The sequence below is a fragment of the Streptomyces omiyaensis genome, from assembly GCF_014650895.1.
GTDB classification, from domain to species: Bacteria; Actinomycetota; Actinomycetes; order Streptomycetales; family Streptomycetaceae; genus Streptomyces; species Streptomyces omiyaensis.
The window spans coordinates 47,953-61,500 of sequence record NZ_BMVV01000019.1 but is presented as its reverse complement, the minus strand read 5'-3'; the positions used below and the strand labels follow the sequence as shown (position 1 = coordinate 61,500).

Sequence of the window (13,548 nt, the reverse complement as noted above, 5' to 3'; positions counted from 1 at the left end):
GGCGCGGGCGGGCGGGTCAGACCTCGCGGGAGACCGCGGTGAAGCTCATGTCCGGGTAGCGGTCGCCCGCCACCAGGCCCGCGAGGGGTTCGAGGGCGGCGAGCTCGGCCCCGGTGAGCGTGATGCGGGTGGCGGCGGCGTTCTCCTCCAGGCGGGACCGCTTGCGGGTGCCGGGGATGGGGACGACCGTCAGTCCGTGGACGGCGGCGCGCTGATGCACCCAGGCGAGGGCGATCTGCGCGGGCGTCGCCCCGTGCGCGGCGGCGATCTTCCGGACGGGGTCGAGCAGGGCGGCGTTCCGCGCGGCGTTCTCGCCGGTGAAGCGGGGCTGGTGGCGGCGGAAGTCGTGCTCGGAGAGCTCCTTGCCGGCGTCGGCGAAGGCGCCGGTGAGGAAGCCCCGGCCGAGCGGCGAGTACGGCACGAGGGTGACGCCGAGTTCGGCGGCGGCGGCCACGGCGGAGCGCTCGACGTCCCGGGAGAAGAGCGACCACTCCGACTGGAGGGCGGCGATCGGGTGGACGGCGAAGGCCTCGCGCAGCTCCGGCCCGGTGACCTCGCTCAGCCCGAGGTGGCGCACCTTGCCCTCGGCGACCAGTTCGGCCATGGCGCCGACGGACTCGGCGAAGGGCACGGACGGGTCGCGCCGGTGCATGTAGTAGAGGTCGATGGTGTCGGTGCCGAGCCGGCGCAGACTGCCCTCGACGGACCGCCGGACGTAGGCGCGGTCGTTGCGGATGCCCCGGTGGGCGGGGCGGGCGGGGTCGCGTTCGATGGCGAACTTGGTGGCGAGGACGATCTCGTCGCGGTGGGCGGCGACGAAGGGGGCGAGGAACTCCTCGTTGGTGCCGTTGCCGTAGACGTCGGCGGTGTCGATCAGGGTGACGCCGGCCTCCAGGGCCGCGTCGAGGGTGTCGCGGGCGGCGGTCTCGTCGGTGGCGCCGTAGAACTCGCTGATGCCCATGGAGCCGAAGCCCTGGACGCCTGTGACGGGGCCGTCCCGGCCGGGTCCGAGACGTACGGTGTCGATCCTGTCGCTCATGGGGAAGTGCCTCCGCAGATGGTGCCGTAATGATCGATCTTGACGTCGAGCACGGCGAGCGTGGACTGGAGCTCGGCGATGCGGGACCGGACGTCCCGCCGGGTGGCTTCGAGGAGGGCCCGGCGCTGCGCGTGGGTGTGGGCGCCCTCGCGGACGAGCTCCGCGTAGCGGACCATGTCCGCGACCGGCATCCCGGTCAGCCGGAGCTTGCCGACGAACTCCAGCCAGTCGAGGTCCCGCGCGGTGAAGCGGCGCTGCCCGGTGTGGGACCGGTCGACGTGCGGCATCAGGCCGATCCGCTCGTACCAGCGCAGCGTGTGCGCGGTGAGTCCGGTCAGGGCGGCGACCTCGCTGATCGTGTAGCGGTCCTTCCCGGCGGTCCTGGTCGTGCTCTCGACGCTCTCGGTCACGCTCATGCCTCCACGCTAAAAGGTTGGAGTGCACTCCAGGCAAGGGAAACCCGAACAAGTAGGCTCGGCCCCATGGAGAGCAGCAGCCTGCCGAGCCTGGCGGCGATCGAGAACTGGCCCGTCCCCACCGCGGCGGCGGCCGTGGTCCGCGCGGACGGCACGGTGGCCGGGCGCCACGGGCCGACCGGGCACCGCTTCCCGCTCGCCTCGGTGACCAAGCCGCTGGCGGCGTACGCGGTGCTGGTCGCGTACGAGGAGGGGGCGATCGACCTCGACGAGCCGGCCGGGCCCGAGGGCGCGACCGTGCGGCACCTGCTCGCCCACACCTCGGGGCTCGCCTTCGACGAGAACCGGGTGCAGGCGGCGCCGGGCACCCGCCGGATCTACTCCAACACCGGCTTCGAGGTCCTGGGCGACCTGGTCGCCAAGGCGACGGACATCCCCTTCGCGGACTATCTGCACCAGGCGGTCCTGGAGCCGCTGGGCATGACCGCGACCAGCCTGGACGGCTCGCCCGCCAAGGACGCGGTGTCGACCGTGGACGACCTGGTGCGCTTCGCGGCCGAGGTGCAGGCGCCCCGGCTGCTCGACGCCCGCACGGTGCTGGACGCGATGACGGTCGCGTACCCCGGGCTCACCGGCATCCTGCCCGGCTACGGGCACCAGCGGCCCAACGACTGGGGGCTGGGCTTCGAGATCCGGGACTCCAAGGCCCCGCACTGGACCGGCACCACCTCCTCGCCGCGCGCCTTCGGCCACTTCGGCCAGTCCGGGACCTTCCTGTGGGTCGACCCGGACGCGCGGGCGGCCTGCGTGGCGCTGACGGACCGGGCCTTCGGGCCGTGGGCGATCGAGGCGTGGACCCCCTTCACCGACGCGGTCCTCGCCGACCTCCGGCGCTGACCTCAGGATTCCCCGGGCCCGCAGGTGGCGGGCGGGAGGGCGCCGTCCGGGCCCTGGACGGTGACCGCGGGCGCGCCGGCGGGATCCACCGCGTAGGCGGCCGTGCACACCAGCTGGGTGACGGCGCGCTCCGACAGTTCGTGGGTGAGGAAGGGCGTCAGGAGGCGGAGCCCGTCCGCCGCCTCCGACTCGACGCGGATCGGTTCGCCGCTCGCCGGGAGGTCGGTGGTGAGGCCCGCCTGGCGGTCGGCGGCGCCGGGGCCCGCGAGGAGGGCGGCGAGCACCTTCGTGGCGGCCAGGTGGGAGACGCGCGGATCGGTGCCGGGGCCCGTCCCGGAGCCGCCGGGCTGCCACCGGTCCTGCCGGACCTCGCCCCCGTCCCCGGGCAGGGTCTGCTCGGGGACGGGCACGAACGGGAAGCCGACGTCCCGGGAGACGGGCATCAGCTCCCCGTCGGGGCCGAGGAAGTAGAGCAGCATCCGGTTGTCGGGGGCCGGCCGGACGGCGACGGTGGGGGCGATGCCCGCCTCCACGACCTCGCTGCCCTGGATGCCGCAGCCGGTCAGCACGAGGGCGGCGAGCAGCGCGGCCCCGGCCGCCCGGCGCCTCACAGCGGGATCCTCACCGTGAACACGGCGCCGCCCGCCGGGTGGTTGGCGGCCCGCACGGTGCCGCCGTGCAGGCGGACGTTCTCCAGGGTGATCGCCAGGCCGAGGCCGCTGCCGGTCGACCGGGTGCGGGCCGGGTCGGCCTTGTAGAAGCGCTCGAAGACGTGCGGCAGGACCTCCGGGGGGATGCCCGGCCCCCGGTCGGAGACCTGGACGACGAGCGCGCCGTCCTCGTCCTCGTACGCCCGGACCGTGACCAGCGGCCGGCCGTGCCGCAGCGCGTTGCCGACCAGGTTGGCCACCACGACGTCGAAGCGGCGGGGGTCGAGCCGGGCCCGGATGCCCTCGCCGAGGGCGGCGTGGACCTGCTCGGGGTCGGTCCAGCGCCGGCTGATCAGGGTCTTGCGGACGCAGTCGGCGACGTCGACCTCGTCGGTGTGGAGCTCGGCGGCGCGGGCGTCGAAGCGGGAGATCTCCATCAGGTCCTCCACCAGCACCGCGAGCTTGACGGTCTCGGCGCTGATCAGCCGGACCGCGCGGGCGGTGTCGCTGTCCAGGGCGCCGGCGTCCTCGTCGAGGACCTCGGTGACGGCGAGCATGCCGGCCAGCGGGGTGCGCAGCTCGTGCGAGACGTCGGAGGCGAAGCGGCGGGCGCGGGCCTCGGCGCGGCGCAGCTCGGCGACGGAGCGTTCCAGTTCGGCGGCGGACTCGTTGAAGGTGCGCGCCAGTTCGGAGAGTTCGTCGCTGCCCTTGGCGTGGATGCGGGTGTCGAGCCTGCCGCGGCCCATGCTCTGCGCCGCGCGGCGGAGTTCGCGGACGGGGCGCAGGACGCCGCGGGCGGCGAGCAGCGCCGGGATCAGGGCGATGGCGAGGGCGGGCAGGGCGCCGTCCCGGGCGGCGGTGACCAGCGCCTCGATGTTGGCCTCGTCCTCGCGGAGCTCCATGACGGCGTAGACCACCAGGCCGCTGGGCTGGGCGGTGCCCTGCTCGTGGTGGGTGCGGAAGACGGCGGGGACGGCCATCGTCAGATAGGGGGTGCCGCCCTTGACCACCCGCTGGAAGGAGGTGTGCGGGACGCCTTCGCGCGCGTGGGCGCGGGCCTTCAGCTCCGGGGTGAGGACGGAGGAGGCGGGGCGGTCCGTGGAGGAGACGCGCAGCGCGCCGTACTCGGCGTAGACCCGCCAGGGGCGGGGCTTTCCCTGCCGCGCGATGTTCAGCAGCATCTCGCGGAGGATGGTCTCGTCGAGCGGCAGGTCGAGGGCGAGGGCGTCGACCTGCTCGCGGAAGGCGGAGACGGCGGTGTTCTGCGTCTGCTCCAGGATGGCGCTGCGGGCGGCCCGGTAGGTGAGGGCGGCGGTGGTGCCGCAGCTGACGGCCGCGACGAGGAGGAAGGCGAAGACCATGCGGGTGCGCAGTCCGAAGGGGCGGGGGCGGCGGAGCCGGGCGCGCGCCCGGTGCGGACCGGTGTCGCCGCCCGCCTCCGCGTCGCCGGCGCGCCCGGCGCCCCGCCCGTGCGCCGTCCCGCCCGGGAGGTCCGCCGGGTCGGTCCCCGGCTCCTCGCGGGGGTGCACGCAGGCCTTCACAGCGGTCCGAAGCGGTAGCCGAAGCCGCGCAGGGTCTGGATGTAGCGGGGGTCGCCGGGGGTGTCCTCTATCTTGGCGCGCAGCCGCCGCACGCAGGCGTCCACGAGGCGGGCGTCGCCGTGGTAGTTGTGCTCCCAGACGTGCTCCAGGAGCTGCTGGCGGCTGAAGACCTGCTCGGGGGCGGCGGTGAGGTGGAGCAGCAGCTTGAGCTCGGAGGGGGCGAGGGCGAGGCGCTCGCCGCCCTTGGCGACGGTGAGTCCGGCCCGGTCGACGGCGAGGTCGCCGTGGTGCTCGACGGCGGGCCGGCCGCCGCCGGGCTCCTCGATGCGGCGCAGGACGGCGCGGATGCGGGCCTCGATGACCTCGGTGCGGGCCGGTTTGACGATGTAGTCGTCGGCGCCAGCCTCCAGGCCGATGACGACGTCGAAGTCGTCGCCTCGGGCGGTGAGCATGATGATCGGGAGCTGGCTGGTCTCGCGGACCCGTCGGCAGACCTGGACGCCGTTCATGCCGGGCAGCATGAGGTCGAGGAGGAGCAGGTCGGGGCGGAACTCCCCGAGGGCGGCGAGTCCGGTCTCCCCGGTGGCGGCGGTGCGCACCTCGTGCCCGCGGCGCCGGAGCCCGAGCTCGACGCCTTCACGGACCGAGGGGTCGTCTTCGATGAGGAGCACGCGAGGCATTCGTGGAGTATCCCAAGGTCGGTGGAGGGCCCCGCGGGGAGCCCCGGTGTGCGGTCAGGCCCGGCGGGCGAGGCGGCGCGCGCGGCCCGCGGCGGCGGTGAGGAGGGCGGCGACCTCGGTGAGGCGCAGCGGCCGGGCGAGGGCGGCGAAGGTGCCGAGGACGGCGGCGGCGCCGGCGAGGCCCGAGACGACGGCGCCGGCGGGGGCCGTGCCGTCGGTGACGTGGAGGCCGTAGCCGACGGCGGGCACGGCGGCGATCAGCAGGCGGCCGAGGCCGGTCCCGCCGTCGTCGGAGGCGGGCAGCCGGCGCCGGAGGACGTGGGCGGTGAGCGCCCAGCCCGCCCAGAGGGCGAGCGAGTAGCCGGCGGCCATGCCGGTGACGGTCCAGCGGGTGGGCAGCCAGTGGTACGCGGCGAGGGAGAGCAGCGCGTTGAGGCCGGCGATCACCAGGTTGAGCAGGAAGGGGGTGCGGGTGTCGCGGAGCGCGTAGAAGGCGCGGGTGCAGACGTACTGCCCGGAGAGGGCGATGAGGCCCGGGGCGAGGGCCATCAGGGTCCAGGCCATGGCGCGGACGTCGGCGGGGCCGGTCGCGCCGTGTCCGAAGACGGCCGACATCAGCGGGACGGCGAGCGCGAGGAGGGCGCAGGCGGCGGGGACGACGGCGGCTGCGGCGGTGCGCTGGGCGTAGCCGACGTCGCGGCGGACGGCGGCGAGGTCCCCGGCGGCGGCGGCGGCGCTCATCCGGGGCATCAGGGCGGTGACCAGGGAGACGGTGACGATGCCGTGCGGGACGGCCCACAGCAGGTAGGCGTTGTTGTAGGCGGCGAGGCCGGCGCCGCCGGTGCGGGCGTCCGTGCCGGCGGAGGTGGCGACCCAGGTGGTGACCCAGTAGGCGGCCTGGTTGGTGAGGACGAGCAGGACGAGCCAGCCGGCGGCGCGCAGCGGGGCGGTGAGGCCGCTGCCGCGCCAGTCGAAGCGGGGCCGGAAGCGGAAGCGGGCGGCGCGCAGCGAGGGCACGAGGGCGAGGGCCTGGACGGCGATGCCGGCGGTGGTGCCCCAGCCGAGGAGGGCGGTCTCGCCCGCGGTGAGTTCCCCGCCGTCGCCGACGAGGAGGAAGAGGCCGAAGACGGCGACGACCACGACGTTGTTGAGGACGGGGGTCCACATCATGGCGCCGAAGCGGCCGCGGGCGTTGAGGACCTGTCCGAGGAGGGTGAAGAGGCCGAGGAAGAGGATCTGCGGGAGGCACGCGCGCGTGAAGGCGATCGTGAGGTCCCGCTGGCCGCCGGTGTAGTCGGTGTACGCGTCGACGAGGGCGGGCGCGGCGAGGACGGCGGTGGCGGTGAGGGCGGCGAGGGCGAGGGCGCAGAGGGTGAGGAGGCGGTCGGTGTAGGCGGCGCCGCCGTCCTCGTGCTCCTTGGCGGCCTTGACCAGTTCGGGGACGAAGACGGCGTTGAGGGCGCCGCCGAGGAGGAGCATGTAGACGATGGTGGGGACGGAGTTGCCGACCGCGTAGCCGTCGGCGACCAGGCCCGCGCCGAGCGCGGCGGCGACGACGGCGGCGCGGACGAAGCCGGTGGCGCGGGAGACGAGGGAGCCGGCGGCCATGAGGGCGCCGCTGCGCAGCGCGGAGGGCGCTTCGGTCTTCGTCGCCGGTCCGGCGGTGAGCGTCGTCATCGGCGGGCCAGGTAGGCCTGGAAGGCGCGGTAGAGCGCCTGGTTGGTCGTGCCGTGCATCGGTGTCTCCCACTCCCCCAGCGTCTCGACGACCTGTCCGCCCGTGCCGAGCTTCCAGCGCAGCAGCCCGTGGGCGCGGTCGTCCGGATCGAGGGTGGAGGGTACCCCGCGCAGGTCGTAGACGTCGGCCCCGAGGGCGTGGGCGTCGAGCAGCATCCGCCACTGGAGGGCGTTGGAGGGGCGGACCTCGCGGCGGTGGTCGGCGGAGGCGCCGGTCTGGTACCAGACCCGCCGGCCGACGGTGATCATGGTGTGGGCGGCGAGGATCTCGCCCTCGTGGCGGGCGAGGTAGAGCTGCATCCGGCCGGGGTGCTCGGCGTTGAGGACGGCGTACTGGCGCTCGTAGTAGGCGAGGGAGCGGCCGAGGCGGAAGCCGTCGCGTTCCTCGGTGACGCGCAGCAGCCGGTGGAACTCGGGGAGGTCGGCGGCGGAGCCGACGGTGATCTCGACGCCGGACTTGCGGGCCTTGCGGACGTTGCGCCGCCACTCCTGGTTGAGGCCGGACCACAGGTCGTCGGGGGTGCGGCCGGTGAGCGGGACCTGGAAGACGTGGCGGGGCTGGGCGTCGGCGCCGTCCTCGGAGTCGCCGCCGCAGCGCTTCCAGCCGCGGGCGCGGAGCCGTTCGGCGACGGCGGTGCCGAGCGGGTCGACCTCGTCGGCGAGGACGTCGCCGAGGCGGCGGCCGGGGCCGGTGGCGGCCTTGACGGTGGCGGCGGCCCAGCGGCGGTGGTCGGGGCCGGGCCCGATGCGGACGGCGAAGGCTCCGGAGGCCTTCAGATGGGCGAGGAGCGGGTCGAGCCAGCGGTCGAGGCCGGGGTCGGCCCAGTCGGCGACGGGGCCCTCGGGGAGGTAGGCGAAGTGCCTCCGGGTGCCGGGGAAGGCCCGCAGCAGGACGAGGGCGACGCCGGTCAGCTGTCCGGACTCGGGTCCCCAGCCGATGAGTTGGTGGGTCCAGCCGTCCTTGACCTGGGCCCAGGAGGGGAGTTGGAGGAAGCTGGGGCCGTCCGGTCCCGTGGCGCGGGAGGCGAGGAAGGCGCGGTACACCTCGGGGGTCACGGGGCCGAGCCGGAGCGGGCCGGCGGGCGGCGCCGGGGCGGGGCGGCGCTTCGCGGGTGCGGGCGTCACGAGCAGCGCTGACACAACGGGAGCCTCCTTGGTCCTGCCGCCCCCCGGTGGCGCGGCGCACAGCAGGCTCACAGCCGGATGAGACGGGTCCGCGCGGCGTGTGTGACGGGACGGTGACCGTTCTTCATCAGCCCTCGTCACATGGGCCCCGAGCCGGGCGCGGGCCGGCGGGGGCGGCCTAGAGTCCGGGCATCCCACTCTTTTCTCTCCTCTTCTGGAGGTGCTCCGTGCCGCCGATACGCACGTCCCGGCCCGCTCTCGCCGCCGTGGCCCTGGTCGTCTCCCTCACCGCCTGCACGGCCCAGGCCGCGAGCGGTCCGGACTCCTCGGGGGCCCCCGCGCGGGGCGCGGCGCAGGACGGGCCGCCCGCGAAGGTGACCGTCGTGGACCGGGTGGCCGGGAAGCCGGTGACGGTGGCGGCGGCCGGCGGGACGTTCTCGTCGGTCACGGTCACGGACGCGGAGGGCGGGAAGCTCGCCGGGAGGTCCGCGGCGGGCGGGGCGCGCTGGACCTCGGACCGGAAGGCGGCGCCGGGCACCTCGTACACGGTCGAGGCCGTCACCCGCACCGCCGGCGGGAAGGAGACCACGACGCGGTCCACCTTCTCCACGGAGAAGGCCGAGCGGGTCAACAGGCTGACGCTGGCGCCCGGGAAGAACACCACCGTCGGCATCGGGCAGCCGCTGTCGATCGTCTTCGACCGGCCGGTGACGCGGAAGGCCGACGTCGAGCGGCAGTTGAAGGTCACCACCTCGAACGGCACCGAGGGGTCGTGGGGCTGGGTGACCGACCACTCCGGCCGGGACCGGGTGGACTGGCGGCCCCGGGAGTACTGGAAGCCGGGGACGAGGGTCACGCTGGAGGCGGACCTGAACGGGACGGACTCCGGTGACGGCTGGTTCGTGCGCGACTACCGGACCGGCTTCACGATCGGCGCCTCGCAGGTGGTGAAGGTCGACCTGGACGCGAAGCGGCTGACGCTGGTCAAGGACGGGCGGGCGGTCCGGACGATCCCGGTCTCCGGCGGGACGCCCGGCGGCGACAAGCGGTCCTGGCGGGGCACGGCCGTGCTGATGGCGAAGGAGGGGACGATCAACATGAACTCGGAGACGGTCGGCCTCGGCGACGCCTACGACAAGATGGTCGACTACTCGATGCGGCTGACGTGGTCGGGGATGTACGCGCACGCGGCGCCGTGGAACGCGGGCAACTTCGGCCGTGTCAACGCCAGTTCGGGGTGCATCGGGATGAGCACCGAGGACGCGGCGTCGTTCTACGCGAGCGTGAACGTCGGCGACCCGTTCGAGATCCGAGGCGGCGACACGAAGGGCGTCGTCGCCGAGGGCAACGGCTACGGGGCGTGGAACCTGTCCTGGCCGGCCTGGAAGGCGAAGAGCGCGCTGGGCTGAAGGGCCTCAGGCGTCCGCCGCCCAGACCAGTGCCTCCGCGTCGGCGGTCGCCCGGAGCGTCAGCCCCGCCGCCTCCGTCACGCGTGCCGCGTCGCCGGGCGCCAGTTCCTCGCCGGCCAGGGCGACCGCCCCCCGGACCACGTGGACGTAGAGGGCGGCGGCGCCGGGCAGCTCCGCCTCCTCGCCGGGCGCCAGGCGGTGGACGTGGAGGACGGCGCCGGCGGCCGGCAGCTCGTACCGGTCCGGCAGGCCGCGGAGGAGGGTGTACGCGGGCTCCCCGCCGGTCTCGCGCGGGGCCAGCCACATCTGGACGAAGGCCAGGGGCGCGTCCCCGGCGTTGCGCTCGACGTGCCGGACGCCGGCCGCCGAGGAGAGGTGCTGGAGGTCGCCGGGGCGGACCACCGTCTCGCGGCCGGTGGTGTCGCGGTGGGTGAGCTCGCCCTCGACCACCCAGGTCACGATCTCCGTGTGGGAGTGCGGGTGCTCGTCGAAGCCGGCGCCGGGCGCCAGCCGCTCCTCGTTGACCGCGAGGAGCGGGCCGAAGCGGAGGTTGTCCGGGTCGTAGTACGGCCCGAAGGAGAGGGCGTGCCGGGTCTCGATGCCGGCCTCGGGGTCGCCGCCCGGGTAGCGGTCGCCGGCGCGCTGGATGCGGATCACCCTCCGTACGGTAGCGGGGCCCTCTGCGGTGAAACCGCCCCGACCCCGCACGTCGGCGCCCGGATGAGGCAGTCTTGTCCCCGTGTCTGAACCCACGAACGCCGCTCATCCGCACACCGCCACCCTGAAGCGCCTCGAACAGTCCTCCGGGCGGCTCGCCGCCGACGCCATCGCCCGCATGGACGAGACGCTGCCGTGGTACCGGGCGATGCCGCCCGAGAACCGCTCGTGGATCGGACTGGTCGCGCAGGCGGGCATCGCCGCGTTCACCGAGTGGTTCCGGCACCCCGAGACCCCCCAGGCGATCTCGACGGACGTCTTCGGCACGGCGCCGCGCGAGCTGACCCGCGCGATCACGCTGCGGCAGACCGTGGAGATGGTCCGGACGACGATCGAGGTCATGGAGGTCGCGATCGAGGAGGTCGCGGCACCCGGCGACGAGTCGGTGCTCCGCGAGGCGCTGCTGGTGTACGCGCGGGAGATCGCCTTCGCGACCGCCCAGGTGTACGCGCAGGCCGCGGAGGCGCGCGGCGCCTGGGACGCGCGCCTGGAGTCGCTGGTGGTGAACGCGGTGCTGTCCGGCGAGGCCGACGAGGGCGCCGTGTCGCGGGCGGCGGCGCTCGGCTGGAACTCCCCGAACCACGTGTGCGTGGTCCTCGGCACCGCCCCCGACGGGGACAGCGAGCTGACCGTGGAGGCGATCCGGCGGGCGGCCCGGCACGCCAAGCTGCAGGTGCTGACCGGAGTGCTCGGCGACCGGCTCGTGGTGATCGCGGGCGGTTCCGACAATCCGCTCGGGGTGGCGAAGGCGCTCATCGGGCCGTACGCGGCGGGTCCGGTGGTGGCCGGTCCGGTGGTGCCCGACCTGCTGGCGGCGACCCGTTCCGCACAGGCCGCGGCGGCCGGGCTGAAGGCCTGTACGGCCTGGCAGGACGCGCCGCGGCCGGTCCTCGCGGACGACCTGCTGCCCGAGCGCGCCATCGCCTCCGACCCTTCGGCCCGCGAGCAGTTGGTGGAGGAGATCTACAGACCGCTGGAGGAAGCGGGCTCGGCGCTGCTGGAAACTCTGAGTGTCTATCTGGAGCAGGCCAGCAGTCTCGAAGGCGCGGCGAGAATGCTCTTCGTCCACCCGAACACCGTGCGCTACCGGCTCCGACGTGTGACCGACGTCACCGGCTGGTCACCCTCCGACGTCCGTTCCGCGTTCACCCTGCGGATCGCCCTGATCCTCGGACGCTTGGCCGAGGCCGAGGGGCAGTCCTAGACTTTTGTCGAACACCGACAATTACCCCGACGGTTCTTCGTCCTAGTCCCCACGGGCGCCGGACGCCGTCCCCAAGAGAGAGTGTGAGGGTGCTCGTACTCGTCGCTCCCGGCCAAGGCGCCCAGACGCCCGGCTTCCTGACCCCCTGGCTCGAACTCCCCGGCGCCGCCGACAGCCTCGCTGCCTGGTCCGACGCCATCGGACTCGACCTCGTCCACTACGGCACGAAGGCGGACGCGGACGAGATCCGCGACACCGCCGTGGCCCAGCCGCTGCTCGTCGCGGCCGGCCTGCTCTCCGCCGACGCCCTCGGCGTCACCGCCCCCGGCGCGGTCGCCGGCCACAGCGTCGGCGAGTTCACCGCCGCCGCGTTCGCCGGTGTCCTCGACGGCACCGCCGCCCTGAAGCTGGTCCGCACCCGCGGCCTGGCGATGGCCGACGCCGCCGCGATCGCCCCGACCGGCATGTCGGCGCTGCTCGGCGGCGACCCCGAGGTGACCGTCCCGCACCTGGAGAAGCTGGGCCTGACCCCGGCCAACGTGAACGGCGCGGGCCAGATCGTGGCCGCCGGCACGCTGGAGCAGCTGGCCGCCCTGGAGGCGGACAAGCCCGAGGGCGTCCGCCGGGTCGTCCCGCTGAAGGTCGCGGGCGCCTTCCACACGCACCACATGGCCCCCGCGGTCGCCACCCTGGAGCAGGCCGCCCGGGAGCTGTCCCCGGCCGACCCGACCGTGCCGTACGTCTCCAACAAGGACGGGCGGACCGTCGCCACCGGCGACGAGGTCCTCTCCCGCCTGGTCGGCCAGGTCGCCAACCCGGTCCGCTGGGACCTGTGCATGGAGACCTTCCGGTCCCTCGGCGCGACCGCGCTGATCGAGGTCTGCCCCGGCGGCACCCTCACCGGCATCGCCAAGCGCGCGCTGCCGGGCGTGGCCACCGCGGCCCTCAAGACTCCCGACGACCTGGACGCGGCCCGTACGCTCGTCGCCGAGCACACGGCCGTCTGACGAGGAGTGTCGAGAAGCATGTCGAAGATCAAGCCCAGCAAGGGCGCCCCGTACGCGCGGATCATGGGCGTCGGCGGCTACCGCCCGGCCCGGGTCGTGCCGAACGAGGTGATCCTCGAGAAGATCGACTCGTCCGACGAGTGGATCCGCTCGCGCTCGGGCATCTCCACCCGCCACTGGGCCTCCCCCGAGGAGACCGTCACCGCCATGTCGGTGGAGGCCTCCGGGAAGGCGATCGCCGAGGCCGGGATCACCCCGGAGCAGATCGGCGCCGTCGTCGTCTCCACCGTCTCGCACTTCAAGCAGACCCCGGCCGTCGCCACCGAGATCGCCGACAAGATCGGCGCCGGCAAGCCGGCCGCGTTCGACATCTCCGCCGGCTGCGCGGGCTTCGGCTACGGCCTGACCCTCGCCAAGGGCATGATCGTCGAGGGCTCCGCGGAGTACGTCCTGGTGATCGGCGTGGAGCGGCTCAGCGACCTGACGGACCTGGAGGACCGCGCCACGGCCTTCCTGTTCGGCGACGGCGCCGGCGCCGTCGTGGTCGGCCCCTCCGACGTGCCGCACATCGGCCCCACCGTCTGGGGCTCCGAGGGCGACAAGTCGGAGACGATCAAGCAGACCGTCCCCTGGAACGAGTTCCACCCCCACGTTCTCGGCTCCGTTCGAGCAGGGGGGACCCCCACCGGCGACGTCTCCGCCCTCCCCCTCAACGAGGCGGGGGAGATCAAGTTCCCGGCCATCACGCAGGAGGGCCAGGCGGTCTTCCGCTGGGCCGTCTTCGAGATGGCCAAGGTCGCGCAGCAGGCCCTGGACGCCGCCGGCATCACGGCGGACGACCTGGACGTCTTCATCCCGCACCAGGCCAACATGCGGATCATCGACTCGATGGTGAAGACCCTGAAGCTGCCGGAGCACGTCACGGTCGCCCGTGACGTCGAGACCACCGGCAACACCTCGGCCGCCTCGATCCCGCTCGCGATGGAGCGGCTCCTGGCGACCGGACAGGCGAAGAGCGGCGACACCGCGCTCGTCATCGGCTTCGGGGCGGGTCTCGTGTTCGCCGCGACGGTCGTTACTCTCCCCTAGGCGACCGGGATCTCCCGGAAGCCCACCCACCGAAGCAA

At 74.4% G+C, this 13,548-nt stretch carries 13 protein-coding genes; 5 read left to right on the top strand and 8 right to left on the bottom strand.

Going from position 1 to position 13,548, the window contains the following annotated elements; translation table 11 throughout:
- Positions 1-16: 16 nt before the first annotated feature.
- Positions 17-1,039, bottom strand: coding sequence for an aldo/keto reductase (locus tag IE287_RS26835; RefSeq protein WP_189851780.1), 1,023 nt, complete (start codon positions 1,037-1,039; stop codon positions 17-19).
- Positions 1,036-1,455, bottom strand: a complete 420-nt coding sequence (locus IE287_RS26830; protein WP_189851779.1) for a MerR family transcriptional regulator — start codon at positions 1,453-1,455, stop codon at positions 1,036-1,038. The genes IE287_RS26835 and IE287_RS26830 overlap by 4 nt, the downstream gene beginning before the upstream one ends.
- Positions 1,456-1,521: 66 nt before the next feature.
- Between IE287_RS26830 and IE287_RS26825 the strand changes: the two genes are divergently transcribed.
- Positions 1,522-2,352, top strand: a complete 831-nt coding sequence (locus IE287_RS26825) for a serine hydrolase domain-containing protein (RefSeq protein WP_189851778.1) — start codon at positions 1,522-1,524, stop codon at positions 2,350-2,352.
- 2 nt (positions 2,353-2,354) lie between these two features.
- On the opposite strand, the gene IE287_RS26820 is transcribed toward IE287_RS26825, so the two are convergent.
- From IE287_RS26820 to IE287_RS26800, 5 genes are all read right to left on the bottom strand, one after another.
- Complete coding sequence (locus IE287_RS26820; protein WP_189851777.1) at positions 2,355-2,963, bottom strand: hypothetical protein; 609 nt, start codon at positions 2,961-2,963, stop codon at positions 2,355-2,357.
- Positions 2,960-4,363: a sensor histidine kinase gene (locus IE287_RS26815; RefSeq protein ID WP_189851855.1), complete on the bottom strand. Its 1,404-nt coding sequence runs from the start codon at positions 4,361-4,363 to the stop codon at positions 2,960-2,962. The genes IE287_RS26820 and IE287_RS26815 overlap by 4 nt, the downstream gene beginning before the upstream one ends.
- 176 nt (positions 4,364-4,539) lie before the next feature.
- On the bottom strand, positions 4,540-5,223 hold the full coding sequence (locus tag IE287_RS26810; protein WP_189851776.1) for a response regulator: 684 nt from the start codon (positions 5,221-5,223) through the stop codon (positions 4,540-4,542).
- A gap of 54 nt (positions 5,224-5,277) precedes the next feature.
- Complete coding sequence (gene murJ, locus IE287_RS26805) at positions 5,278-6,900, bottom strand: murein biosynthesis integral membrane protein MurJ (RefSeq protein ID WP_189851775.1); 1,623 nt, start codon at positions 6,898-6,900, stop codon at positions 5,278-5,280.
- Positions 6,897-8,099 (bottom strand): lipid II:glycine glycyltransferase FemX, encoded by a 1,203-nt coding sequence (locus IE287_RS26800; RefSeq protein ID WP_189851774.1) that lies wholly within the window; start codon positions 8,097-8,099, stop codon positions 6,897-6,899. Before IE287_RS26800 ends, murJ begins: the two co-directional genes overlap by 4 nt.
- 212 nt (positions 8,100-8,311) lie before the next feature.
- Here IE287_RS26800 and IE287_RS26795 point away from each other — a divergent pair, with 212 nt between their 5' ends.
- Entirely contained in the window at positions 8,312-9,493 is a 1,182-nt protein-coding gene (locus IE287_RS26795) for a L,D-transpeptidase (RefSeq protein WP_189851773.1), read from the top strand.
- Between the two features lie 6 nt (positions 9,494-9,499).
- Here the strand turns inward: IE287_RS26795 and IE287_RS26790 are convergent, their stop codons facing one another.
- Complete coding sequence (locus IE287_RS26790) at positions 9,500-10,150, bottom strand: pirin family protein (RefSeq protein ID WP_189851772.1); 651 nt, start codon at positions 10,148-10,150, stop codon at positions 9,500-9,502.
- 82 nt (positions 10,151-10,232) lie between these two features.
- Between IE287_RS26790 and fasR the strand changes: the two genes are divergently transcribed.
- From fasR to IE287_RS26775, 3 genes are all read left to right on the top strand, one after another.
- Positions 10,233-11,414, top strand: coding sequence for a fatty acid biosynthesis transcriptional regulator FasR (gene fasR, locus IE287_RS26785; protein WP_189851771.1), 1,182 nt, complete (start codon positions 10,233-10,235; stop codon positions 11,412-11,414).
- Positions 11,415-11,503: 89 nt separating this feature from the next.
- Positions 11,504-12,421, top strand: coding sequence for an ACP S-malonyltransferase (locus IE287_RS26780; RefSeq protein WP_189851770.1), 918 nt, complete (start codon positions 11,504-11,506; stop codon positions 12,419-12,421).
- Positions 12,422-12,439: 18 nt separating this feature from the next.
- A complete protein-coding gene (locus IE287_RS26775; RefSeq protein ID WP_189851769.1) occupies positions 12,440-13,510 on the top strand; it encodes a ketoacyl-ACP synthase III in 1,071 nt (356 codons plus the stop codon).
- Positions 13,511-13,548 lie beyond the last annotated feature (38 nt).